The sequence below is a fragment of the Phaeodactylibacter sp. genome (assembly GCF_022763345.1).
GTDB lineage: Bacteria > Bacteroidota > Bacteroidia > Chitinophagales > Saprospiraceae > Phaeodactylibacter.
This window is the reverse complement of sequence record NZ_JALEGS010000068.1, coordinates 117,236-141,415: the sequence shown is the minus strand read 5'-3', so window position 1 is coordinate 141,415 and position 24,180 is coordinate 117,236. Positions and strand designations below refer to the sequence as shown.

At 51.6% G+C, this 24,180-nt stretch carries 22 protein-coding genes, 1 tRNA gene and 1 pseudogene; 12 read left to right on the top strand and 12 right to left on the bottom strand.

The genetic code is table 11. The features are described 5' to 3' along the window. The first annotated feature begins 35 nt into the window (after positions 1-35). Entirely contained in the window at positions 36-1,046 is a 1,011-nt protein-coding gene (locus tag MRY86_RS19130; protein WP_293571824.1) for a pirin family protein, read from the top strand. Between the two features lie 34 nt (positions 1,047-1,080). Here MRY86_RS19130 and MRY86_RS19125 read toward each other — a convergent pair whose 3' ends face one another. After that, positions 1,081-3,237, bottom strand: a complete 2,157-nt coding sequence (locus MRY86_RS19125) for a caspase family protein (RefSeq protein ID WP_293568853.1) — start codon at positions 3,235-3,237, stop codon at positions 1,081-1,083. A 198-nt stretch (positions 3,238-3,435) separates the two neighbouring features. Between MRY86_RS19125 and MRY86_RS19120 the strand changes: the two genes are divergently transcribed. Together MRY86_RS19120 and MRY86_RS19115 are read left to right on the top strand one after the other, a co-directional pair. After that, positions 3,436-4,002, top strand: coding sequence for a sigma-70 family RNA polymerase sigma factor (locus MRY86_RS19120; protein ID WP_282775209.1), 567 nt, complete (start codon positions 3,436-3,438; stop codon positions 4,000-4,002). Positions 4,003-4,006: 4 nt separating this feature from the next. Further along, the gene (locus MRY86_RS19115; protein ID WP_293568849.1) at positions 4,007-4,849 is read left to right on the top strand and encodes a hypothetical protein; all 843 of its coding nucleotides are present in this window, start codon (positions 4,007-4,009) and stop codon (positions 4,847-4,849) included. A gap of 5 nt (positions 4,850-4,854) precedes the next feature. Here MRY86_RS19115 and MRY86_RS19110 read toward each other — a convergent pair whose 3' ends face one another. Beyond that, positions 4,855-5,586, bottom strand: coding sequence for a porin family protein (locus MRY86_RS19110; RefSeq protein WP_293568847.1), 732 nt, complete (start codon positions 5,584-5,586; stop codon positions 4,855-4,857). A gap of 225 nt (positions 5,587-5,811) precedes the next feature. Between MRY86_RS19110 and MRY86_RS19105 the strand changes: the two genes are divergently transcribed. Then, the gene (locus MRY86_RS19105) at positions 5,812-7,188 is read left to right on the top strand and encodes an RtcB family protein (protein WP_293568845.1); all 1,377 of its coding nucleotides are present in this window, start codon (positions 5,812-5,814) and stop codon (positions 7,186-7,188) included. 246 nt (positions 7,189-7,434) lie between these two features. Here MRY86_RS19105 and MRY86_RS19100 read toward each other — a convergent pair whose 3' ends face one another. From MRY86_RS19100 to MRY86_RS19090, 3 genes are read right to left on the bottom strand one after another with little or no spacing between them, the layout of a single operon-like run. Then, positions 7,435-8,046 carry a Uma2 family endonuclease gene (locus MRY86_RS19100; RefSeq protein WP_293568843.1) on the bottom strand — a complete coding sequence of 204 codons (612 nt, stop codon included), beginning with the start codon at positions 8,044-8,046 and terminating at the stop codon, positions 7,435-7,437. 48 nt (positions 8,047-8,094) lie between these two features. Then, entirely contained in the window at positions 8,095-8,310 is a 216-nt protein-coding gene (locus MRY86_RS19095; RefSeq protein ID WP_293568841.1) for a hypothetical protein, read from the bottom strand. 10 nt (positions 8,311-8,320) lie between these two features. After that, positions 8,321-8,821 (bottom strand): OmpH family outer membrane protein, encoded by a 501-nt coding sequence (locus MRY86_RS19090; protein WP_293568839.1) that lies wholly within the window; start codon positions 8,819-8,821, stop codon positions 8,321-8,323. A 262-nt stretch (positions 8,822-9,083) separates the two neighbouring features. On the opposite strand from MRY86_RS19090, the gene MRY86_RS19085 reads away from it, so the two are divergent. Further along, a complete protein-coding gene (locus tag MRY86_RS19085) occupies positions 9,084-9,947 on the top strand; it encodes a glucosaminidase domain-containing protein (RefSeq protein WP_293568837.1) in 864 nt (287 codons plus the stop codon). Positions 9,948-10,297: 350 nt separating this feature from the next. Beyond that, positions 10,298-11,179, top strand: coding sequence for an SDR family NAD(P)-dependent oxidoreductase (locus MRY86_RS19080; RefSeq protein WP_293568835.1), 882 nt, complete (start codon positions 10,298-10,300; stop codon positions 11,177-11,179). 3 nt (positions 11,180-11,182) lie between these two features. Here the strand turns inward: MRY86_RS19080 and MRY86_RS19075 are convergent, their stop codons facing one another. Together MRY86_RS19075 and MRY86_RS19070 are read right to left on the bottom strand one after the other, a co-directional pair. Next, entirely contained in the window at positions 11,183-13,975 is a 2,793-nt protein-coding gene (locus MRY86_RS19075) for a tetratricopeptide repeat protein (RefSeq protein ID WP_293568833.1), read from the bottom strand. 205 nt (positions 13,976-14,180) lie between these two features. Continuing rightward, entirely contained in the window at positions 14,181-14,423 is a 243-nt protein-coding gene (locus MRY86_RS19070) for a MoaD/ThiS family protein (RefSeq protein ID WP_293568831.1), read from the bottom strand. Between the two features lie 564 nt (positions 14,424-14,987). On the opposite strand from MRY86_RS19070, the gene MRY86_RS19065 reads away from it, so the two are divergent. After that, positions 14,988-16,133 (top strand): lytic transglycosylase domain-containing protein, encoded by a 1,146-nt coding sequence (locus MRY86_RS19065; protein ID WP_293568829.1) that lies wholly within the window; start codon positions 14,988-14,990, stop codon positions 16,131-16,133. 85 nt (positions 16,134-16,218) lie between these two features. Beyond that, a complete protein-coding gene (locus MRY86_RS19060; protein ID WP_293571823.1) occupies positions 16,219-16,365 on the top strand; it encodes a hypothetical protein in 147 nt (48 codons plus the stop codon). 29 nt (positions 16,366-16,394) lie between these two features. Here MRY86_RS19060 and MRY86_RS27235 read toward each other — a convergent pair. After that, positions 16,395-16,448: pseudogene (locus tag MRY86_RS27235) on the bottom strand (hypothetical protein); the annotation flags it as partial. 131 nt (positions 16,449-16,579) lie between these two features. Then, positions 16,580-16,653, bottom strand: a tRNA-Met gene (locus MRY86_RS19055). Between the two features lie 110 nt (positions 16,654-16,763). On the opposite strand from MRY86_RS19055, the gene MRY86_RS19050 reads away from it, so the two are divergent. Continuing rightward, complete coding sequence (locus tag MRY86_RS19050) at positions 16,764-17,144, top strand: hypothetical protein (RefSeq protein ID WP_293568827.1); 381 nt, start codon at positions 16,764-16,766, stop codon at positions 17,142-17,144. On the opposite strand, the gene MRY86_RS19045 is transcribed toward MRY86_RS19050, so the two are convergent. Both MRY86_RS19045 and MRY86_RS19040 read right to left on the bottom strand, forming a co-directional pair. Next, a complete protein-coding gene (locus tag MRY86_RS19045; RefSeq protein ID WP_293568826.1) occupies positions 17,131-18,498 on the bottom strand; it encodes a DUF5723 family protein in 1,368 nt (455 codons plus the stop codon). The two genes, MRY86_RS19050 and MRY86_RS19045, sit on opposite strands and share 14 nt — an antisense overlap. Before the next feature lie 178 nt (positions 18,499-18,676). Continuing rightward, positions 18,677-20,317 carry an adenylate/guanylate cyclase domain-containing protein gene (locus MRY86_RS19040; protein WP_293568824.1) on the bottom strand — a complete coding sequence of 547 codons (1,641 nt, stop codon included), beginning with the start codon at positions 20,315-20,317 and terminating at the stop codon, positions 18,677-18,679. A gap of 220 nt (positions 20,318-20,537) precedes the next feature. On the opposite strand from MRY86_RS19040, the gene MRY86_RS19035 reads away from it, so the two are divergent. Both MRY86_RS19035 and MRY86_RS19030 read left to right on the top strand, forming a co-directional pair. Continuing rightward, positions 20,538-20,999: a CBS domain-containing protein gene (locus tag MRY86_RS19035; protein ID WP_293568822.1), complete on the top strand. Its 462-nt coding sequence runs from the start codon at positions 20,538-20,540 to the stop codon at positions 20,997-20,999. Between the two features lie 106 nt (positions 21,000-21,105). Beyond that, a complete protein-coding gene (locus MRY86_RS19030) occupies positions 21,106-21,930 on the top strand; it encodes a universal stress protein (protein ID WP_293568820.1) in 825 nt (274 codons plus the stop codon). A 3-nt stretch (positions 21,931-21,933) separates the two neighbouring features. Here the strand turns inward: MRY86_RS19030 and MRY86_RS19025 are convergent, their stop codons facing one another. Continuing rightward, entirely contained in the window at positions 21,934-23,163 is a 1,230-nt protein-coding gene (locus tag MRY86_RS19025; RefSeq protein WP_293568818.1) for a metallophosphoesterase, read from the bottom strand. Positions 23,164-23,581: 418 nt separating this feature from the next. Here MRY86_RS19025 and MRY86_RS19020 point away from each other — a divergent pair, with 418 nt between their 5' ends. Next, entirely contained in the window at positions 23,582-24,157 is a 576-nt protein-coding gene (locus MRY86_RS19020) for an outer membrane beta-barrel protein (protein WP_293568816.1), read from the top strand. Positions 24,158-24,180 lie beyond the last annotated feature (23 nt).

Below are 24,180 nucleotides of genomic sequence, written 5' to 3'. Positions count from 1 at the left end.
CTCATTTTAATGTTAGAACATCAAAAACAGCAGTTATGAGTACGCAAAATACCTCTATCAAAATGGTTCGGGCGCTGGGTTTTCCGTGGGCCACACAGGACCCCTTCATTTTCTGTGCTTACCACAATGACCGCTATCCGAAAGGCAATGCCCAGTTGGGCCCTGATGCCTCCCTGGGCGGCCGTGCCATCGGGCAGGACTTTGACCCGTCCAACGACTGGCGAATGTACCACGGGAAGACCGTACCCGGCTTTCCGCACCATCCCCACAGCGGCTTTGAAACGGTGACCATCGGTAAGAAAGGACTGATTGACCATGCTGATTCTCTGGGTGCTGCCGGGCGCTTCGGCAATGGGGATGTGCAGTGGATGACCGCCGGAAAAGGCGTACAGCATTCCGAGATGTTCCCCCTCCTGCGTGACGATGCGGAAAACCCACTGGAGCTGTTCCAAATCTGGCTCAACCTGCCCCAAAAAAGCAAGCGGGTGGAGCCGCACTTCAAAATGCTTTGGGCAGACACCGTACCAGTTTATGAAGCAGATGGCGTGAAAGTCGACATCATCGCCGGCGAACTCGAAGGGCACAAGGCACCGGCTCCCGCCCCGGATTCCTGGGCAGCTGACCCTGCCAATGAGGTAGCCATCTGGACCATTAAACTGTCAGCAGGCAAGACCTTTACCCTCCCGGCGGCTAGTGCCGGGCTCAACCGTTCGCTATACTTTTATCAGGGTACTACGGTAAGCGCAGACGGGCAGGACATACCTGCACAGAAGATTATCGACCTGCACAGTGACCAGCCTACAACTTTGAAAGCCGGAGCAGAGGATGCCTACTTGCTGTTTCTGCAGGGCAAGCCGATCAACGAGCCGGTCGTACAGCACGGCCCCTTTGTAGCCAATGACCGGGAAGGCATCATCCAAATCATGCAGGAATACCAGGCTACAGAATTCGGTGGCTGGCCCTGGCCCCGCCCTGATCAGGTGCATGAGCGGTCGCGTGGTCGCTTCGCTAAGCATGTGGACGGCCGGGTGGAAGAGAAGGCATAGTGTGGTTTTTGGGGGATACCTGCATGGAACCAGATTAATCCCGGTCGGGAAAATACTGGTCCAGTAGCGCCCGGTATCCCGCAGCACTCCGCAACGGCGCCAGCTGATCGAGCCCCTCTAATTCCTCCAAATAGACTTCCAAACGGGCGAGCAGCGCTTCCAGTGTTGCCAGCCCGTTTGCATTTTGTCCCAGTTGGGCCTGACAGGCTGCCAGCTCCAGGTAGTGAGCCGCTTTCTCCGGTGCATGTTGCAGGCGCTGTTCCAAAAAGGGCAGGGCTTCCTCATAACGCCCCAGCTCGAAGTAAATATAAGCCAGGTAGTCATTGCTGTAATTGGAGCCGCCGTCCAGCTCGTACATGCGCACCGCACTAGGCAAAGCAGCCTCCAACTGATCACTGTATAGATAAAGGTAAGCCATCATATCGTACCCCTTGAAAGCCTCCGGCTCCAACTGCTGATAGCGGCGCAACAGGCGTAAGGCTTCCTCATGCCGATTCTCCTCATCGGCATACAGATTGGCAAGGGAGAAAACCGGTGCGGCATAGCTTTCATCCCGCTCCATGGCAGCAGTATACATTTGGATCGCCTCCGCCCGGCGTTCCGTGGATTCATACAGCACACCCAGATTGTAATAGGCAAGCGCCAGGCTGCTGTCTTGGGCGATGGCCTGTTTGTACAGCTCCTCAGCCGCACCAAACTGCTTTTGGCGCTTGTAGGTGTAGGCCAGATTGGTAAGCGCCAGCCCCCAGGTCGGTGACAGGGCATTGGCCCGCTGAAAGGCGTTGAGTTCCTCGGCGGGGCGGTCGAGACGGCGGAAGAGCAAGCCCAGTTCATTGTAAATATGAGGGGCTACCGGAGTCAGTGCCAGGGCTTTTTGCTGTAAAACAAGCGCCTCTTCAAGTTTTGGCTTTGGCAAACCGTTAGCCTCTGCCTCCAGCCTGAGGTTCACGCCCCGAAAGTAGTGCTCCCGGGCTTTGATTTCCCGGAAGAAGAAACTGCTTTCGCCTACCAGCTCGGCAGCTTTGGCCAGATAATCGGGGTAGACACTGTAGACCTCCTCATTTTCCCAGCGCTCCGCGACGACCTCCATAGGTGTAGTGATATAGGCATTGATGGCGGCCTGCGCATCATCCTGCAAAGCGCTGGACAAGCTGACTGTCATCAGGCGCTGTACGGCTTCGGTACCGGGCATCTGCCTTATTTTTTGGTAGACCTGGTAGGCAGAGCCCTCCTCCGGGTACAGTAAATGGTCATTCGCAAGGGCCTGCTCAAAGCGGGCCAGGTCGGGCAGATAGCTGGTGTCCTGGGCGAGGGCTGGCGACGGCTCTCTGGACTCCGGCTCCGGGCGTACCCGGCTGATCTTCATATTGCCCGTTCCGCCGCGCCGGATCGGCAGCTGTTGCTGATTGGAAGCCATGAGCACTTCGTCTTGCACATAGCGCTCCAGTTCGAAGAGGTCAACGAAGCGGTTCTCATCCGCATCGGCCTGACCGCGCAACCCTTTGACCAGATAGTAGGAGAAAACACCGCGCCCGCCGCCCCACTTTTTGTCTTCGAGCGAGGTTTGGTGCGCTTCGCAGGACAGGAGCTTTACTGTATTGGAAAACAACTCCGCCAGGGCTGCTGTCGTCGCTTGCGGGCCCCCGTAAGAACTGCCCGCCAAAGTACCCGACCGGCACGCATCGCTGATGAGGATGACCTGAACATTCTGCTCCTGAATCAACTGCTGGAAAAAGGCATCAAGGGTGTTGATCATGCACGCGCCGCCGGAAGCATAAGTGGTAGGGGGCGCATCGTGGAAAAGGAGATAGCCCATGCGTTTGTCCGAGGTCACCTCCACGTCCCCATGCCCGGAGAAATAGAGGATAAAACGGTCGTTGCGCTCGCATTGACCGCTCAGCCTGGTAAATTCACTGATAAAATTGCCGTAGGTAGCCTGTTCGTTGGTCAGCAGGACCAGGTTTTCCTCCTTCACCTTCCAGGGGCTTTCATGAGTAAGAAATTCGGCGAAAGCCTCCGCATCCCGGTCAGCGTACTGTAGCTGCGGTATGCGGTTGTCCCGGTAGTCAGACACCCCGACCACCAGGGCCTTGATACTGTTGAAAGGCCGGATGGGCTTGATCTGTGCCTTACCATTGGTGTGCATCAGGAGCGTCATCAGAAAAGCGAGCAGGTAAAACTTTGTGGTCATGGTTTCAGGTTGCTTCGGTCACAAAAGATACGTCAAGTAAGCCTTAAAATGAAAAATGACGCTGGAAAGCGACAGGTCACTTGCCGGAAACAGCAATTTAAGGTCTCCATTCCTTTACTCCCTTGATTTAAGCAAAGCCCAAAGGGTTACCCTAGTTGCTAAAAAAAACTGTAGTTTCGTAGGTATAAGACCAAAACTATGCGCCCAGCCGACGAGCACTATATCAATGCCATCCGCAACAACGACCGGAAGGGGCTGCAGCAGCTCTACCAGGAGTTTCTGCCTCGTATCTCCGCTTTCATCCGCAAAAACGGGGGGAGGGATGCGGATGCCAAGGATGTTTTTCAGGATGCCCTCATCGTAATCTTCAAAAAAGTACAGGAGGCCGATTTCCAGCTGACGAGCGGGTTCTACACCCTGCTGTATGGGATTTGCCGTAACCTATGGGGCAACCGCCTTCAAAAAAAGTCGGGAAACGAGGTATCCATCCCGGAAGATTACAAATACACTGGAGAAGCAGGCCTGAGCCAATTGCTGGAGCAGCAGGAAGAAGAACAACTCTTCTGGGATGCATTCCGGCAGCTGGGCCAGGACTGCCAGCAGTTGCTGCAATGGTTTTTTGCCAAAGTGAAAATGGCAGAAATTGCAGAGCGCATGGAATACAGCAGTGTCGGCTACGCCAAAAAACGCAAGTTCCAATGCAAAGAGCAGCTCATCCAACGGGTAAAAGCCGATGCCCGGTATTCTGAACTCATGAATAAATGAAGCCATGCAGGAACAATACGAACGAATAGAAGCCTACCTCGACGGCACCCTGCCGGAGCCGGAGCGCAAAGCCTTTGAGGCCGAGCTGGAGCGGGATAAAACCCTGGCGGCAGAAGTCGAGCTCCACCGCCGCGTGCACCGCACCCTGGGCAATGCTGATGAATGGGCCTTTCGCCAAAACCTGGAAGCCATTAGCGAAGCCTATGAAGCACCTGCCGAAAATGGAAAGCCGGGGAACCGCAGCGCCCTGCGCCTGCTCCTGGGCATTCTTATCCTCATCATCGTAGCGAGCCTTCTCTATTACTTCTTTATGCCAGCCCCGGATGCTGAGCCTGTTGAGCCACCTGCGATCGAACAGCCGGCTCCTTCGCCTACCGCACCGGAGGAAGTGCCCGAAGAGGAAGCTGTTAAAGAAACCACTACTCCTACAGCACCGGAGGATACGCCAATAGCCAATATTCCCCCCGATCAGCCCAATCCGGCACTGGAAGCACTCGTAGCCGCCTCCCCACTGAGCGCTACCTACGAACTCGCCGTTGAAGCCCGCTTCTCCAATCAAAATTTCACGCTGGAAGGCGAAATGCTGAGCGCCCAATACGAAGAGGGGCAGTCCATGACCCTTACCCTCTTCGACAATCGGCCCGATAACTACCCGGATGCCCTCCTGCATACAGGAGAACTCCAGGTAATGGAAATCGACGAGGACGCGCCCATCGCTTTCGCTGCCAAGAAAGCCTACTTCCTGGCCTACGAGGCAGCGCTGGACTTGCCGGCTGGCTTGTACTACTACGTCATCCGTGTAGATGGTGAGGCGGAAGCGCTTTGGGTGGGGAAGGTCGAGCAATAGAGCATTTACCACCAAAACCCCACTGAAACCACCAACGCCCGGCTACGCAGCTGTGCTTCCTCACTGCCATTTACCTTTTCCGTCCGCCAGTCGGTAAAATCGTGGAGGTAACGGGCATCGAAGCCCCATTCGTGCTGACCGATGGATCGGGAAAGCGACAGTCCGGCCACCAGGCTCCAATCCTGCGGCTCAAATTCGCCCCTGAGCAGCATCGAAGCTTGCTCTTCAAAGGGTATCCCATCTGCAGCCAACAGGAAGATCTGGTCCTGATCAGGGAGGTACATTTGGTCACCCTCCAGGCGATGGGAGAGGATGCGCCCGTAACTGAGCCCGGCGAAAAAGCCAGGTTTCCAAGGTCCATCAATGAGCGCGTAGTGCAGCAGAACGGGCAACTCAATAGTAGCTACCTTATAGTCTGTTTCAAAGTCCTCAAAAACGGGCTGCGTACCGGTATTCGGCAGCAGGAAGCGCTCCTGTATCCGCCCGCCCTTTTGCAGGTATTGGGCCTCTGTTATCAGGGACAGGCGGTTGGAGATTGGAATTTTCAGCATCAATGCGGCATTCAGGCCCGGCAATAAAGCCGTGGAAGACGCGGAACTGCTGTGCAACTGATGGTACAGGGTGTTGTTTTCCACCTTACTGATGGACAAACCAGCGCGAGCGCCCCAATGCAATTGCCCAAAGGCAGTGGTAATGGTGAGCATCAGTGCTAAAGACAAGGTTATTATTGGTTTCATTAGATTCAATTTTGGGGCGAGTTGCACCGATTTTAACCCGTAATCAATAGGGCTGGGAGAATTTCGTCGAAAAAAATCGGCCAGTGGAGAAGCGTTTGATGATGTAGTGGGAACGATTTCCCAGCCTTTCACGGTTAAAAGCCACGAAACAAGCCAAAAAAACATGACTACGCAAAATGGTTGCGCACTTGCGATTCAACTTTGTATCAACAAAACCGAGCAACCATGAAAATTACCGGACAAACATTAATCGACATGGGCTATAAGCCCGGCCGCTGGTTTAGCGATGCCCTGCAGCATGCCAACCAACACCAACTACAGGGCGATGACCTCAAAGCTTACCTCGATAGCGTGGCACAGTGGCCGATTGCCCCCCGTGAGGCACCGCTTGCCTACCATAAAAATATCGAAGCAGAAACGGAGGACGAGATCAGTAATGTGGAAGCCGTATTCCGCAGCATGGACGAGCTGATGAAAACGCCTACGGTCGTTGCCGGAGCCGTTATGCCCGATGCCTGCCCGACCGGTGGAAAGGGGCGGATCCCCGTCGGTGGCGTAGCAGTGACCGAAAATGCCATCCATCCGGCTATGCACAGCGCGGATATTTGCTGCTCCGTCATGATGACCTCTTTTGGGCACATTGATCCTAAGAAAGTCCTGGACACGGCCCACAGCATCACCCACTTTGGGGGCGGAGGGCGCACCTCAGGTGGCTTTGAGCTCCCTTCCGAACTTACTGATCAGATGCAAGGCAACTTCTTCCTGCGGGACGATAAAAGCCAGATGGTCGCGCAATCCCATCTGGGCACACAGGGTGATGGAAACCACTTTTTGTTCGTTGGGCAATCGGAGCAGACCGGGGAGACCATCATGGTGACCCATCACGGGAGCCGGGGGCTGGGGGCGCATTTGTATAAAAAAGGTATGGCACTGGCGGAAAGCTACCGTCGGGAACTATCACCCAAGACGCTGTCGGGTAACGCCTGGATTCCCTACGAGGAGGAGCATGGCAAGCACTACTGGGAAGCCCTGCAGCTCGTGCGGCAGTGGACGAAGCTCAACCATGAGGTGCTGCATGAGACCACCTGCCGGCGGCTGAAGGTAGACCACACCCTGCGCTTTTGGAACGAGCACAACTTTGTCTTCAAAGAAGGCAACCGCTTCTACCATGCCAAGGGCGCGACTCCACTGACCGACGCATTCGTGCCAGACTCCCACGAGGGGCTGCGGCTCATCCCGCTTAATATGAGTGAGCCGGTACTGATCGTCAAAGGGGAAGCCACCGCTGGCAACCTCGGCTTTGCCCCTCATGGTGCAGGGCGGAATGTAAGCCGTTCGCAGCACATCCGCAATCAGGGCGGGCGCAGTATGGAGGCCATCTTTGCGGAAGAAACGGCGGGTCTGGATGTCCGCTTTTTCTCGGGCAACATTGATATCTCCGAGCTTCCTTCGGCTTACAAAAATGCGGATGCTGTACAGCGGCAGATGAAGCAGTTTGGGCTGGGCGAGGTGGTGGACCGGGTTATCCCCTACGGTTGTATTATGGCGGGGGACTGGCAGCGGGATGCGCCGTGGAGGAAGAAGCGCCGGAAGAAAGGATAGTGATCGATGGCTGGCATTTACTGCCGGCTATCAGCAAGAATTTTGGGATAATGCACTATTTTGCTTTGAGCAAGGTTTAAAAAGCAGGATGTCTACAAACATTTCTCTTCAGCCAGGTTTAACATACGACTTCTACGAAGTCGATCTGTAGTGCTACTGCCATGATATTAAGGTGTGACTTCTCCGAAGTCTTTCAGTTTCAGCATTTCAGTTTGCTAAACTAATAACTCCTGTACAATGGCGAGTTTATACTTTTAACTCATCAAGTGGGAGCTCGAAACCAGGCAGCAGGGATTCCCCGGTCAGGCTTCGGTCTGAAAAGCCCTGTATGTAATCTGGCTCAGTTTGGTCTTGCCGGTAAATGAACGCTTCTTCCTGATAAGGATTGATTAACCAACCCAGGCGGACGCCGGCAGGCATCCAGATATCCGCCATTTTATGCCGGAGTTTTGACATTAAATCCGTGCCAGAGCGGATTTCTACCACAAAGTCGGGGATTACAGACAGGTAAGCTTCCTCGTCCGTAACTTCCTTTAGCCGCTCCTCGCTAATCCACCCGCAGTCCGGGCTTCTGAGGCTGCCATCAGGCATCTGAATACCCGTCGATGCGCTAAAGGTTTGCCCTTTTCGGTGCTGCAGCCACCATTGTCCTAAATAAACCATAGGAATGGACTCCCTTTTCCCTGAACCAAATTTTACCGGAGCCATAATCTGAATAGAGCCATCTGCCTCCTGTTCCATGCGGAGATCAGGATACCGTGCGGATAATTGCTCAAAGCCGTCGCGTGAGAAGGGGCGCTCTAAATGCAAAGGCCCCAGCTCCGCCAGCTCTTGTAACACTTCATTTGTTGTTCGCACCGCAGAAGCCATGTTTTTTTATTTAAAGATAAGCATTTAAGTGGAAATTTACCCTTCCAGCCACCTGCGCAGCTCGGGTGTCCGGCTGGCACTGGAGACCAGGGCTTTTTCCCCACCCTTCATGTGCACGGCCAGGCGGTCTTTGCCAAAGGGCTCCAGGCGGAGCACATGGGATAGCTGTATAATTTGGCGTTGGCGTGAGTGCAGAAATACGAAAGCCGCTACCCGAACATTCTCCGGTAGCGGCTCTATTGACGCGGGCAAATTCGTAAAGTTACAGCTTCGCCTTCACCAGTTCCATCACATCATCTGCCTCCTCGGCAAACAGGATTGCATTGAAAACACTAGTATCAAAAATCATGACGTAGCCGTTTTCCTTAGCCACTTCCTGAATAGCCTGCTCGGCTCTGGTGATGAGCGGCTCCAGCAGTTCCTGCCGTTTGGCCTGTACCTTTTGAGACACTTCCTGCTCGTAAGCCAGGATTTCGTCGCGCTCTTTCTCAAGCTTGGCTTGTGTTTCCTGCTGTGCTTTTGGCGCCATGGTACCACTTTGTACCTGCTGAGCGAAGGCCTGGGCCTCTTTCTGCCAGGCTGCTGCCATTTCTTCGCCTTTGGTCACGAGCTGCTTTTGGTAAGCTTCCAGCTCGCTGTCGGCGGCTTTCGTTTCTTCCAGTGAAGAAATGAGATTTCCAAAGTTGAGGTGGCCGTACTTCTGCGCCATCGAAAGGGCAGGTGTCAAAAACAAGAAGGCGGCAAAAAGGATGTATGACTTCATATTGTTTTGTTTTTCTGATTCAGGAATAATCTTCACGGAAATTTCCGCAAAGGTAGTTGGACACCGGGACTACAACAATTAAAAGGGAGGAAAAATTGGATGGGTGTTGGTTAAGGGTCTCTTAAAACCTGGCAGGATGCATGAAAAAACAAAATATGTTTAAATTGATTTGTTTTTAAAACGTTTTATTTTAAATTTGTTGCATCATTTTGTTTTAACAACCGGTGAGCAGGCCGCCATCCGGTACTCAATCCTGACAGATATGAACCTCATCAACGAAACAAACATCCGGCAGCTCGCCTACAGAGCAGGACAAGAGACCAGCCTTGCCATTCAAAAACACTGGCTCAAGACGGCACTGCTTGGTGCTGCGGCATACATGGCCCTGCAGAAAGACATGGTTATTGACCTGCAACTGAACCGGCCAACCGCAGCTGTTGTGCAGCCTAAGGTCACCTCCCGGCCTGTGGCGCAAACAGTGGCTTTCCGGGAACCGGCCACACAGGCTCATGCCATGAATACCTCGCTTGTAGAAGAACAGGCGCCCAGAAAGGCAGCCTCAGCCGCTAAACCCGCACCCAGGACCAACGTCAGCAACCTGGCCAACACCTATTCCAACCTGACCGCAGCCAATAAGGGAGAGGTACGTAAGGAAAGTGCTGCCGACCGCAGGACAAAGCGGCAAAAACAGAAAGCCTATGTAAAAAGGTTTGCCAAAGTAGCCCGCATGGAGATGGACAAGTACGGCATCCCGGCGAGTATCACACTGGCTCAGGGCTTGTTGGAAAGCAATGTAGGCGAAAGCAAGCTGGCTACCCGCAACAACAATCACTTCGGGATGAAGTGTTTCTCAAAAAGCTGTTCCAAAGGGCACTGCAGCAACTTTACCGATGACAGCCACAAAGATTTTTTCCGCATCTACAAAAGCGCCTGGGAGAGTTTCCGGGCCCACAGCCTGCTCTTGAAACGGAGCAGCCGCTATCAGCCTTTGTTCCAACTCAAGTCCAATGACTACAAGGGGTGGGCACGGGGGCTAAAAAAAGCTGGTTATGCCACAGACCCCAAGTACGCTGAAAAAATCATTAATCTAATCGAAGATCTCGACCTGCACCAATACGACCGGTAGCCACCTGCCTGTCTGATTCCTGACAGTTTATCTATAAAGGGAGTGACAAAAATCACCGCATGGGCGCTCTAAGCTGCTTATTTTCGCTCCATCACAATTTATTATTGTTTTTAGCGATTAATTCAACCATAAAGGACGTATTGCTGCTATCCTGGTCGTAAGTTGGGAGGCAGCCCATGAACATTAGTAGTGGGGCAATCCCGATAATAATCGGGACCAATTGCTCTTGTAGCTTTTGCCTTGATAAGTCCCAAAACCCGCCCGATGGTTGGTTTTGTGCCTAATCAAAGCAAAACCCAATTGGAAAACTTATTTTTCGAGAAGCCCTGAGCATAAACTGTAAACAACAAATGAAAGATTTTACCTGCCTCGTAACCGGTGCCGAATCCGGGCTGGGTTACGCTGCCGCCCGGGGGCTTGCCCGGGAAGGCGCAACTGTCGTAATGGTCTGTGATAACAAAAAACGGGCTCGCAAAGCAAGGATCAAACTGATCGAAGAAAGCCAAAACCCGGATATCGACCTCATCCTCGTTGACTGGTTTTCGCTGGAAGATATCAAAACGAAAGCACAGGAAATCCTGCACAGCTACCGGTCTGTCCACTTACTCCTCAACCTGGCGGAGGCTTACTTCCCTATCCGGAAGCTTACTGCAAATGGCAAGGAACGCAACTTCGCCTACAATGTACTTGCGCCTTACCTTTTCACCAATGAGCTGAGCGCTCTACTCATGGCAGCGGATGGCGCACGGGTCCTCAACCTGACTTACGAATCGCACCGGCTGGGTGCCATCAACTTCAACGATCCGGGATTGAAATATAATTTCTCCATCCGCGATGCGCAGCGGCAGGTTGCGCTGGCCCGCTTGTCCTGGACGTACGAGCTCAACCGCCGTTTGTCTGGTACAGGGGTGGATGTCCATGCTTTTTCAACCGGAGCGCGCCACCCAGCCACAATACAGCAGGTGCCCCGCTTTTTGCACTGGGCGGTCAAACTGGCTACCCGCTTTTGGGAGCGTACTTCGGAAGAGTCCATTGATGCACTCTTGCGTTTGTCCCTTTCCGACGACTACGAGCGGCTTAGCGGAAAATACCTTTTCAAAGGTCAAATCGTAAAGTCTTCTCCAATCACTTACAATACAGCATTCAACCAGCAGCTTTGGGACACTTGTGCGACCAACACGAATTCTACTATTGCTGCTTACCGGGAGATACAGGAAATGCTGTTATCCTAGGGGCTACCGCCTGACCCATAGCCCAGTCAGAATCAGCCCAAATACACCGCCAAGAATCCAGAGCACCGGGATGTCAGAAGCCCCCCTTTTTTCCGACTGGCTGTAGGGTGCCCCAAAAGTGCGCACTGTTTGAAGCACCTTGCACTCCGGCTGTGCCTGTAGGGCAGCCAGTTGTTCTATGGGGTTTGGTGAAGTGGCGGCGGCCTCCAGCCAATTCACATATACCTCGGGGTCCTGGCAGAGGCCTTGTTGCTCGATAAAAGTTCCGATAAAACGCTGCTGAGCACGTACTCGATTGATCAGGCCTGTTGTACTGTTGCCCCAATAGTCGGTGTGCGCCTCATCCAATGCGAAGTACCTGGCATGAGGCAATGCGGAGTGGGCCAGCGCCAGCGCGCTGCCCGCATCTGCCGTCAACAGTAAACGGGCATTGATGCCCTCATCAGGGACTTGTAGGTTGATTAGTGCCCTGGAAGCGCTCAGCCAATCGGACAGGACAGAGAAGCAACTATGGATTGACGAATGGCTTGTCGGCATGGCCACTACGCCATCACTATTTTTTTCAGAAGGCTCACTTTGAAAGAAATAAGCGTCTGCTTCGGTACCAGGCAATTGTTCGGCGGAAGAAAGGTCCGCTAGAAAGGACGCAGCGCAGAAATGACGGTATATAACATGAGTGTCGGAAATACTCCCTTTCTCCAGCTCTGCTTTGCCAAAGGGGTACATGGCTAACTGATGACTGGGCAGCACCAACAAGCCTGAAATCTCCCCGCTCCTTTTGGATTCTAATCCTGGAAACAGCGTCTTCCCGTGAAGGCTTTTTATTTGCCCATTCTGACTGGTCTCTATGTGCTTTCGGTACAACCGGCCAGCCCCTGCTCCCAATTGTAAAACGTATAAATTCTGATCCGCAACCCAGTAATGGTAACTCCATAAGCTCAGTGATGACAACACAGCCTCAAATTCCTGCAAGGGCCTGTGCTCTACCTTATACCTTAGCTGCGTTGCCTGTTGCGAGCGTAAACCTGCCCACACCTCGCCTACCGCCGAAATTGCTCCTGAAGCCCTGCCATTCTCATACGGATATGCATTGTCCAGCCGATGTGCCCGGTATTTCCAAAAAGCAGGAGCGGTGCAGGCTTCCACATCGTGAAAATTAAATAGGGCGACTTTGCCGAATTCAACCCAATTGTAGGCATCCGCAACTGAAAAGCCATCTCTAACGTATTGCTGCTGCAAATAAAGGTGTCGCATCCCACTGCTGACGATACCTTCCAAATGGTGCTTCAGCCAGTAAGCTTCAAATGGCGTAAGCGGCTTCGATAACAGAAGCTTCAGGCGGTCCTGCAGCTCAGCGTAGTAATCGGTGCCAGCTTTTATATTATCTACGGTATGCCGGTCCTGCCCAGCTAGTAGTGTATGCGCCTGCCCAAGAGCATAAAGCAACCGAATTTGGACGAACTCATAGTGGTCAGCCTGGCGCAGGGCCGACTTAAAATGAACCATCGCCTGTTCGGTATTCCCACTTAGAAGCTCCATTTCACCTAAGGTTTGCTCCGCTAGTGCTTTTAAGACTGCAGGCTCCGTGGAGCGGGCGATGTGATTCAGGATCTGCCGGGCTCTCGTTTCATTGCCAGAGGCTGCATAAGCACGGGCTACAAAATACCGCGGAAGAAGCCCTTCACTACGCTCAGCAAAAAGCTTGCTCCATCGCAGCGCTTCAGCCCTCGCTCCACTCAGCAGGGCCAACTCCGCTGCGTTAGCCCAATCAACAGGCTGGAGGGCATCCGGAGCGGTATTGATCCATTGCCGAAAGTGCTGAAGCGCGGGCTCAAGCTGCCCCAACAAAAGGTGCGATTTTGCCAGTAGTGGAAAGGCGGAAGACCGGGCTCCCGGGTTACGGATGGTCCGTTCTGCTATTTGAACGGCTAAAGCCGGTTGGCCCGCCTGCAGTGCATCTTTGGCTAGTTGAAGGGCGGCCTCTCCAGCGAAACTGTTCTGCATGCGCTCATTAGCTTCGAACAAGTGGTAAGCCCGCTGATAAGCTTGAGCCCGCTCCCCTTCAGGCAACAATCTGGCCAACCGGCACCAATTGCGCCCCAAAGCCTCTGGATACTGATTGGGGAATACCTTTAATATGGCTATAGCCCGCTCATAGGCCTCCCTGGCTTTAGGCAGCTGTTCTTGCTTCTCGTAGAGCATGCCCCTTTCTTCCCAGACCCGGCTTAATTCCGGATGACCTTCATCGTAGTATTCGGCCAGGATTTCTTCCGCCTCTTCCAGGAAGGCTGCTGCACTGCCAAAAGAACCCTGACTGCGTGCGGTAACAGCCATAAACAGAAGTGAAGCCGCTGTTTGAGGATGTTCCCTTGAAAACAGATCTTCACGAATATCATAAGCCATACGATGGCACTCCATTGCGTCTTCAAAACGGCCGGCGGCTTCGTACACTTGCCCCAGCTTATGGGCGGCTTTCGCCGCTTCATCATTATTACGGCTGAGGGTTTGAATACTTTGCCAGAGCGCCTGTTTAGCGGTTTGCTTAGCGGCATCCAATTGGCCGAGTTCAAGCTGAGCCTGAGTGATCTGATTGAGGCAGGAAAAGTAATAGGGCCACGAGGCTGTAGCTTTATAGTGGGCAGCAGCGTGTCTTAACTCAGAAATTGCGGATTCAAAATCATGACTAAGCAATAGGGAGGCTGCCCGGTTCTGATGTTGACCAGCGACGCCCGGCGGTTGTGCGTGCAGCACACTAAAGGCACAGATGCCTATTAAGGTCAGTACAGTTTTTCTCATAGTATGAACATGGTCAATCCGTCAAATACAACTCCTGTAAAGTATGTTGGGTGCCGGAAAAAATGGCACTTTGAGTATGCTTGCTTTTTGATATGTTCAAGGGATTCAGTCAGCAGGGGGGCAAAACAGGGCTGGTAGTAAAGCCAGCCACCTTCTCAGTTGCTGACTCACCCAAGATAAGGTTTTTTCGGTAGCTGAACAACCGTTAACCCCCACTCACAGGTGGTATAATGACGACTTCATCCTCCGGCTGTATCGGTTGGTCGTCCTTTGCATAGCTGGTATTGACTGCAACGGAAAGAGAAGCCAGCTTAGCAAATTCAGGGAACTGTTCCGTTAATTTGACTTTTAAGTCGCTGACTGTTGCTTCTGCAGGCAGCTCCACCGCAAACTGGCTGTTGCCAAGTATATCTTTTGCGATACCAAACGCAATAACTTGAATCTCCATGACAGACTTCCTTTATCTTACCATTTGGTGACATGTGAGCTGTAAAAATGACATTAGAAAACTCAGTTTTTCCCTCCCAATACCCACAAAATTATTTTTGTTAACAAAACATTAACACTTGTTAATGCTTCCGTAGTTCACCCCCTTCTGAGCCGGTACGAACTACTGAATGCACCCCTTACCAAGGTATAATATTCTTTTTGGCTGAAAAAACAGTGGTTACAAGCAGAATTTTAGTTCCCAGCACGAAACATATTTTTTCTCCATATGTGGTAACACCTTAGGTCCTAAGGGGATAAAAAAGGGGAGGCAAAGACAAATCGTTGACTTTTAACGCTAAAGAGAATAGTTTTGCCCCATCAAATAAAGTTCGGCATTCGTGCGGTCCTGAATTTGATACATGTACGAAAACAAGAAGAGTATAAAACTAGTTGTTGGCTCACAGCTGCTTTTCCCGGTGGCTGTGCTGAGTATCGGAGGGCTGCTTTATGCAGTCCGGTTGATGCTCATGCTGCATAAAAGGCTAAACCCTATGCAGTAAAGCTTCATGCAAAACCCAAAGGCATGAAATTCCCATGGACAATTGTAGCTGTTTTGGCAGTGAACAGCCTGACTGCTACGCCCAAATCTGACCCCTTCTCCGAACGATCGGGCGACTTTAATGCTCGCTGGTCTTCAGAGATAGAGGACAAAGTGAAAGAGCGGATCGACCGCCTCACTATTCCTTTCGAAGCCAGGTACGATCTGGAGGTTCGTAACCGCATCAAGGATTACGTCACAGATGGCTACCGCGATACGGAGCGCATGCTTGGCCGTACAACGGCTTTTTTCCCCATTTTCGAGCACTATCTGAGCTTACACGGGCTGCCCCGTGAGCTCCGTTATCTGCCTGTAGTTGAAACGGGGCTGCAGACAGCGGCTTCCTCTCATGCAGGTGCTGCCGGATTGTGGCAGTTTATTCGGCCTACCGCACGCTTGTATGACCTCGAAGTTAGCCATCAGGTAGATGAGCGTTATGATGTGTACCGGTCAACGGAAGCGGCGGTCCTAATGCTATCCCGCCTGCATAGCCACTACAAGGACTGGTCGCTCGTGCTTGCTGCCTATAACTGTGGGCCAGTACGGGTCAATGCAGCGATTAAGCAAGCCGGCAGCCGGGACTTCTACACGGTTGCCAACTTCCTTCCAGAGGAGACCCGCCAATATGTGCCAAGGTTCATTGCTGCGGCCTACATCACCAACTACTACAGCCACCACGGTCTGAAGCCAGATTCCCGCGGCGTTTTCAACCAGCCAATCAGCGGAATCAAGCTTTACGAGCGCTTCACTTTCGGAGAGATTGCACACGCTTCAGGCGTTGCGTTGAGTGATATTCGCAAGCTGAATCCGGCTTACCGGGGAAGTATTATCCCCAAGCGTACAGATGGCCACTATCTGCTGCTACCAGCTATAGGGATAAAGAACCTCAAGCCGCTCATCGCAGCCCGTTCAGGTCAGTATACTACAGATTATCAGCTGCTCTACCCCAATACTTTCCACATGAATTACAAGGTACGTCCGGGAGAAACCATTGGTGATGTAGCAAAGCGATTCAACATCACCGAAGCTCAAATCCGGCAATGGAACCAACTCAGAGAAGCCGAGGTATTTGTACACCAGGAATTATCGCTGTACGTCACCAACGATGGCTCGGGCTACATCAAACCCTAAGGATTAAAACTTCGCATAAATAAGGTTTATTGATTGAAAGGCTCTTCCTTCGGGAGGGCCTTTTTTGGTCGCACCCGCATTATGAATGCTGCGCTCTAACCTGCTGTGCTACGCTGATATATTAAGCCGCCCTAATTCATTCAGCAAGCCCTTGGTGGTCAACAGCTCCCTTAAGGCTGCTCCTCCTTCCAATGACTTCGACCACCGCTCCCTCGACAGCGCAGTCAATTGATCGGCATATTCTTCGAAATATAAAAGGATCAAAGGGCGCCGATGCTTTGTCGAACGCGTCGCACCAGCGTTGTGCTGCTCCAACCTGCGCAGCAAATTCGAGGTCGAGCCTTTTTACAGGCGGTTGTCTTTTAAGCTGTAGAGAACGTAGAAGTAAAACATTAGAGAGGCGGTTTTGAAAATTGAAAAGGCATCTCATATTGAGATGCCTTTTGTAGCGTGAGAGTGACTTGAACACTCGACCTCAGCATTATGAATGCTGCGCTCTAACCAGCTGAGCTACCACGCCATATCAAATAAAAAGCAGCATTCTGCTTTTTGCGGTTGCAAAGATAAATTTTTAACCCTATTCCATGCAACCTTTTTGACGAATATTTTTTCAAATGGGAAAAGTGCGAAATGACAGACGATCAAAAAATCGGTATACGCCCTGATGTCCCGACTAAGGATATTGAAAGCACCCCTGAGGAGCGCTTTCAAAACACAACACTCCGACCAGTGTTGAAACTACAGAATGAGCTGCTACAGGCCGTTTTTCTGCATATGATGGACAAACGAAAAGTCAATTTCCGGCAGCAGTCCCCTCAGGATCAGGCTGCGCAGATTGAGCACAGCCTAAGCAAAGATAAGCGGCTGCGCTTTCAGCTGCTTGGTGTCGTAATTGGGCAGTTTACCACAGCTGAATATACCTACTTTCTGGAATTAGAGCAGGAAGCCACCCGCCGCATTTTCACCATGATGGCACAGCGGCTAAAGGACGGACTCATCAAAACCACTTAGGGCCCGCATCTTTCATTTCGCTTTCCCGGGGCGCAAAGAGTAAATTGAGACCAAGCCGCACGTGACTGGCGTTGCTGTCTTTGGGCTGGAAAACGGTTAGAATATTATCAGTGGCAGCAACCAGTTGAACCGGACCGGCTTTAAGAGTAGCATTCAGCCCCAGGTTATCAAAGCGGTTGTTGCGCCAGGAGTAAATCCCTCCGACATTCAGAAATGGCAAAACCTGCAAGTTAGAGGATAGGGCGGCTGCCGGGTAGGTGTTGCCACGGTAGCTTTCACTAAAAATCAGCCCCCCTACAGTCCAGTTTTCGCGTAGGCGCAACGTAGCGCTCAGGTAAAAACGGGTGGGCAGGGTGGTCCGAAAACCTTCTGAACCTTCCTCTATTTCATAAACGGCTTCAAGTGTATCCAGAACGGAACCAAAACTGGTACTATCATCAAAAATCCGCTGTGCAAAGTCAAGCCCCTCATATTCATAGGTGCCCTTAAGACTGTAATTGTTCACGTCCTCATCCCAGTCAATACCCCCAATATCCAATACACTAGCCGCCAGCTCAAGCTTGCCGAGCTTCACGTGCGCCCCCAGGTCAAAAGCAAACCCGGTGTTGCCCGTAAACAGGCTCTCTGCGGAGAAAGTCGCAAAATCGAAGTTGGTTTGAATATCGTCAAAGCCATCATAAGTCAGGGAAGAAGCACTGTTGACCTGATAATCGGCATTTAGCGACAATTGGTAAATCTCGCTGTCCGTTCGAAGCCGGAGTTGATTCCGGCTACTGTTGATGCTGCCTGCACCTGAAAGGAGCTTAGCCCGTCCACCGATGACCACGGCGTCACTTATTTCAATCATTGCCCCCACAGCAAATTCCTGATAGCCCAGCACATCAATATCGGGAGCAAACTCAATTTCTTCTCCAATAAACTGAGCATTGCCCTGCCAAATGAGCTGCGGCAGGGTCTTTGGGTAATCCATAAATGCATTAAAGCGAAAGGTGTGGGAAAGGCTGAGCCCCAAAGGCCCGAATCGTGCGCCCAGGCTGAGGGTTTCAATATCCAGGTTTTCGCGTATGGCATTGCGGTCCTCCATCCCGAGGATAGCCTGATCGACATTAAGCACCCGGTTCCCATTCCCATCTTCAGCGAAAAGCGTATTGTAGGTCACGTTTTCCACCCAAAGGCTGTTGTAAACGCCTGGCAGCCCAATCACCATCTCATATTCCGGGAAAAACGCCGGATTCGTCCGGTTCGCCTGCCAGGTATGCCGCAAAAAGTGCGTACTCATATCTTGCTGAGCAAGCAGTACAGTTGAGGGCAAAACGGCCAATGCCAAAACGGCCAAAAGTAGCTTAATTCTCATGGTAGCGTTTGATTTCGAAGGTTCAGGATTGGGTGTGCGGATGGTTGCAGGGGCAAGAACGGTATTTTCGGCCGGAGAATTGTACAAAATGACCAGCCACTTGCCGACAAACAGAAGAATAGCTGCCGCTAAAGCAACAGCAACAAAGACCGATCCGAAGCCCTTCAGCCGGTTAACACTAAGCAGAAACGGCAGCCCCGGCGCGAGCCCCTTTAACGAAGTACATATCGATCAGGCCCTTATTTTTAGCCTGCACTTTGCCACGGTACTCGCAGTCAAACTGGTATTTGATCAGGTTGTAAGTCGCCTCTGAAATATTCACCCGCCCGGCCTGACCATTGGTCTCCATCCGAGAAGCCGTGTTGACCGTATCGCCCCAGATATCGTAAGCAAATTTATTGACGCCTACCACGCCCGCTACAGCAGGACCTGTGTGAATGCCAATCCGAGCTTCGAAGTAAGGCTTGCCCAGGCGCATGCGCTCCTGCTTTTGTTCCTCCAGGTACTCCTGCATTTCCAGCGCCGCCTTTATCATGCTGCCCGGCATGGTCTTGCGGTCATCCAAACCGGAAGCGCACATGTAGGCATCACCAATGGTTTTGATTTTTTCGATTTCCGGATAGTTGCCAATAATAAAGTCAAAGCCCTTGAAACAGCGGTCCAGTTCTTCCACCAACTCTTCCGGCGAAAGCTGCTCAGATATCCTGGAGAAATTAATGAAGTCACTAAAGAGCACGGTCACCTCGTCGTACTTGCGGGTTTGCGCTTTGCCGTACTCTCGCAGTTCCTCGGCAATATTGGCAGGCAGGATGTTCAGCAGCAGTTCATTGGAGCGCTCCTTCTCCTGCTCGATCATGCGGTTTTTGTCCTTGAGCTGACGGCGGTTGCGGCGGCTGATGAGAAAGAGGACCAGCAGCAGTAAAGTCAACAGGACACCCGAACTGGCAAGGATTAGAAGTTGGTTGCGCTGCTCTTTATTGCGCTCTGCCTCGCGGCGGCTCCGCTCGGCTTCGAGCTTAGCTTCTGCCAAGTCAGCTTTTTGAGCTTGAAGGACCGCTTCCCGCTGAGCTTCTGTAGCAGACAGCTTTTCAAACTTCTTTTTATTGATTTCCGCCAGAGAATCCGCTTTCGCTTTTGCAGCAGAGACGTCAGCCAGGCGCTCCTCCTTTTTATTGACCTCCTGCTCTACCTGCTGTTTTTCCTGCACGAGGCGCTGCTGCTGCTGTTGTAGTTGGTCCCGGTCAGAAGACAACAGATTTTTTTCTTCCGAAAGGCGGTCGATTTCAGCCTGTAGGCGTTGCCGCTCCTGATCAAGGGCTTTACGCTGTTGCTCATATTTGCGCTCCAGGTCACTGATACTCGTGCCGTTCTGGCTAAAATAATTGAAGGCTTCCTCTACAATCTGGTAAGCCTTGCGGTAGTTTCGGTCTTTTTCAGCCAGTCGACTCCGCCGTTCCACACTTTTGATGATGAGGTCAGAATCTCCGGCATCCTTCGCTTTGACCAAAGCAGTACGGTACCAAACCTCTGCGTTCCGCTCATCGCGGTCGCGCTCATAGCCCCGACCGGCCAGAAAGGCCGCTTCTGCACCCATACTGGAGTTATTGATCTCTGTAGCTAACCGGTGCGCCAGTTTAGCCTGCTCAATAGAAGCCTCCGTATTGCTGCGCAGGTAAGCCTCAGCCAGGTCGTAGTGCAGGTACATTTTTTCTTTGCTGCTACCCGCCTGCTCCAGCTGCTTTTTCAGGTCTTCAATAGAATCCTGACCAAAAGCAAAACCCACAAATAAGCAACAAGCAAAAATGATCAATAACCTCATAGAAAGAAAAGCAACTGTTTAGATACCGGCAAGTCCCCGGCTGATATCAGGTCAAATAGAGAAAACAAAAATACAAACTCCACGCTAGAAAAGAAGGAAAACCGTATAATGATGAAAATCATAAAACTGCTATGACAGATGTCAACCGCCCGCAACGGTGTTTTGCGCATATTAGCAGTGTAAAAGCCAATTGCCTCATTAATACGAAAAAACTAAAGCAATGAACGTCCTAGATCCTGTCAAGAGTATCATGACAACCAAACTCATCACCGTAAGTACTGGTGATAAGCTAACCGCCGTGAAGGAAATTTTCGACAACAACCGCATCCACCACGTGCCTGTAGTCCGCTACAAGGAGTTGGTGGGCATTATCAGCAAAACTGACTTCATGCATTTCCTGCGCGGCTTCAACCGCAATCAGGAAGACCGCTTTGTGAATGAAGCGCGCATGCGGGCCTACAACGTAGAGGATATCATGACGAAAGGTATTGCTAAGCTTTCGCCAGATGACCGCATCAACGTAGCGCTGGAAGTTTTTCTGGAAAACCGATTCCACGCCGTCCCGGTAGTCAATGAAAACGGTGAACTCGAAGGGATACTGACCACCTTTGATATCATCAAAGCCGTTGCCGCTACGAAAGTCACGGCGCAAGAAATTTTGGAAAGCAAAAAACAACATTAGCAGTCACTGTAGGGTGCAACCGACGTGTGCCCGCCTGCGCCCGCCTGAAACCCACGCGGGCGCAGTGTTTTTTGACTGCTCCTTTATGGATTAAAAGCCCTGCCCTATGAGAAAGATACTGGTGCCCACAGATTTTTCCGCCATCGCTGCTAATGCCTACCAATTCGCACAGGCTGTTGCAGAACGGCAAAATGCGGAGGTAGACATCATGCACGCCTACCACCCTTCCTTCGACTACTCCAACCCCTATCTCGATATGCCTGCTGCCGAGTTTGACAGCATCAAACGGGAGCTGCTCGATCAGTTCATCGAAGGAAATACCCGGGATAATGGCAATGTGGCAACGCTGCCTAAGCCCATCCTGAATATTGGTTTCGCTTCTGAAGAAATCGTAAGGATGTCAAAAGGGTACGACCTGATTATCATGGGCACTACCGGCGAAGGCAACCTCCTGGAAAAAGCCTTTGGCAGTGTTTCCACCCATGTGGCTCGCTTTGCCCATTGCCCGGTGCTGCTCGTACCTGGAAACTGCAAATGCGGCAACTTCGAAGAGGTGGTTTACGCCAGCAATTACCAGGCTGCGGACGAAGCAATGGTAAAAAAGCTCCTTACCATTACCGGTCCTGCAATCAATAATATTCACTTTGTACATATTGATAACGAAACCAAATCGCCCTATCGCGTAGAGCAGGTCCTGCACGAACAGGCCCAGCTTTACGGTACAGCAACTATCGGCTTTAACTCCGTGGAAATTGAATGCCCCAACGTGCAGGAAGGTATCGTACAATATGCAAGTGACACCCGGGCTGACCTTATCGTCATGGGCACAATGCACCGGAACTTCCTGGAGCGCCTCTTCCACAAGAGCGTGACTCAACAGGTTGTTTTCCATACCACGGTCCCCCTGTTGGTCATGCACTACGATGATTAAGGCTTAAGCTTCTTTTTGCAATTCGATGAGCGTAACTTCCGGTAGAATGCCTACACGGCCAGGATACCCAAGGTACCCCAGACCCCGGTTGACGTATAAAAACTGTTGGCCACTTTGGTACAGCCCCGCCCATTGTTTGTAGACGTATTTGATGGGGCTCCACTTGATCCATCCGGGAATTTCCACCCCAAACTGCATACCATGGGTGTGCCCGGAAAAGGTAATGGCGATGTCCTTATAATCATCGGTGACTTCCCCTTCCCAATGCGAGGGGTCGTGCGACAACAGCAATTTGAGATCCGCCGTGCCAAGCCCTTCGGTGGCCTGCTTCAGATCGCCGTATTTGGGAAAGCGCGGATGTGTCGAATAATTTTCCACACCGATGACCGCTACCTTGGCGCCGTTCACCTCCAGGGTACGGTGTTCATTCAGCAGGAGGTCCCAGCCAATACGGCGGTGGGTATCTTTCAGCAAGTCCATGTTGGCGGCTTTCTCTGATTCAGAGCCCCATCTCACATAATCCCCGTAGTCGTGATTGCCTAGCACTGAATAGGCTCCATGGCGAGCATTAATTTTATCAAACACATCCACAAATGGCTGGGCTTCCTCTGCTTTGTTGTTCACCAGGTCGCCCGTAAAGAAGACGAGGTCCGGCTCCTGAGCATTGATCAGGTCTACCGCGTTGCGGACCGGCTCCTTGTGCAGGAAGCTGCCGGAGTGGATATCTGAAATCTGGACAATTTTGAATCCCTGCAGCGCATCCGGCAAACCGGGAATAAGGACCTTCTCCCTGAAAAGGCGGTAGCGATAAGGATTGCGCACCATACCATATATAAGGCTAAAGAAGGGCACCGCTCCAAGCATCAGCCCAAGCTGAGCCAGGAAGCGGGAGCGGCCGGTGCTAAACTCCACACTACTCCCCAACTGATTTGCCAACCAGCCAACGAGCCGCCGAAGATCATCAACCAGCATTACAGCAGCCACCAGCATTTTGGAAATGTAAATAATAAAGAACAAGGTACGCACCACGGTTACGGTTGACTTCGGCCAATGCTCAAACCAGCCTGCATCACTTCCCAGCATCCAGGTCAGCAAAAGAGCAGGGACCGCCCAGTAAACACCGTATAAAAGGTACCTCAGGCTGGGCTGCCAGTTATGCACCAGTGTGCGAATAGCCATAAAGGCATACCCGTCAAAAACAAGCAACAAAAAGACCAGGATAAGAAGGCGCATAAGCTCCGTATTTCTATGTACAAAGAGGGCAACTTTGATATTGTTTCAGCAAACTGATGAATGTCATGATTTTTTCGGCCACGCTTTGATTTTCGTCAGTGCCCGGCACCTTAATTTGCTTTTCATTAGCAAAAAACAACCCCGCTATACTAAACTGGATTTAGGGGCCGTTAATAAGCGAAAACGAAGGCAAAAAAATTAGATTTCGATTCTTTTCTCCCCACCTATTTTTATATCGAAATTTAATTTTGCTCAAAATTCAAAGCAATAAAAGCCAGTTTTACTTTAATTAAATTTTTTAGCCTAGTTTAAATTAAGATTAAATCAAAATAAAATTCTGCCTATTGACTTGACTCCTACACCATTTGCACCTACATTTGCGGCAGTAAAACCGCAAAAAGCTAAAAACGAGAATCCGATGAAAAATTTAACCCTTATTTGCACCTTGGTGTTGGCGAGCCTCACTACCCTTTCTGCTCAACTTTCCTTTAAGCCCGGCGATATAGAACTGGCGGCTGGCGTTGGCGTAATTTCCACTTATGCCAAAGATGGCACAACCACAATCGCTCCTCCGGTCAACCTCCGCATGGATGTCCGCCTCTCTCCCAACTTCAGCCTGGGTGCGTATGCCGCTTATGCCTCCTTTGAGCGCAACGGCCGAATCCTCCCTACTGGTGCAGTGCAGGATATCTCCAATGAATCTTTCCAAGCAGGCCTTCGTGCAACTGCGCACAGCCAGGTAGGCGAAAAATTTAACATCTACGGTGGCGGTATGCTCGGCTATGACATGGCAACTGTGGAAGAATCCATTGACGGGCAGCCTAAGAGCAAAGGCGACGAGCCTTCTTTTATCCGCCCCGAGGCTGACAACAACGCCCTGATATACAGCGCTTTTATAGGTGCGACTTACTACCCTAAAAGCAACCTGGGCCTCTTTGGCGAAGTTGGCTATGGCAACAGCCTGCTCAACGTAGGCGTTAGTTTCCGCCTGTAGTATTGGACCCTTTCCGGAAGGAA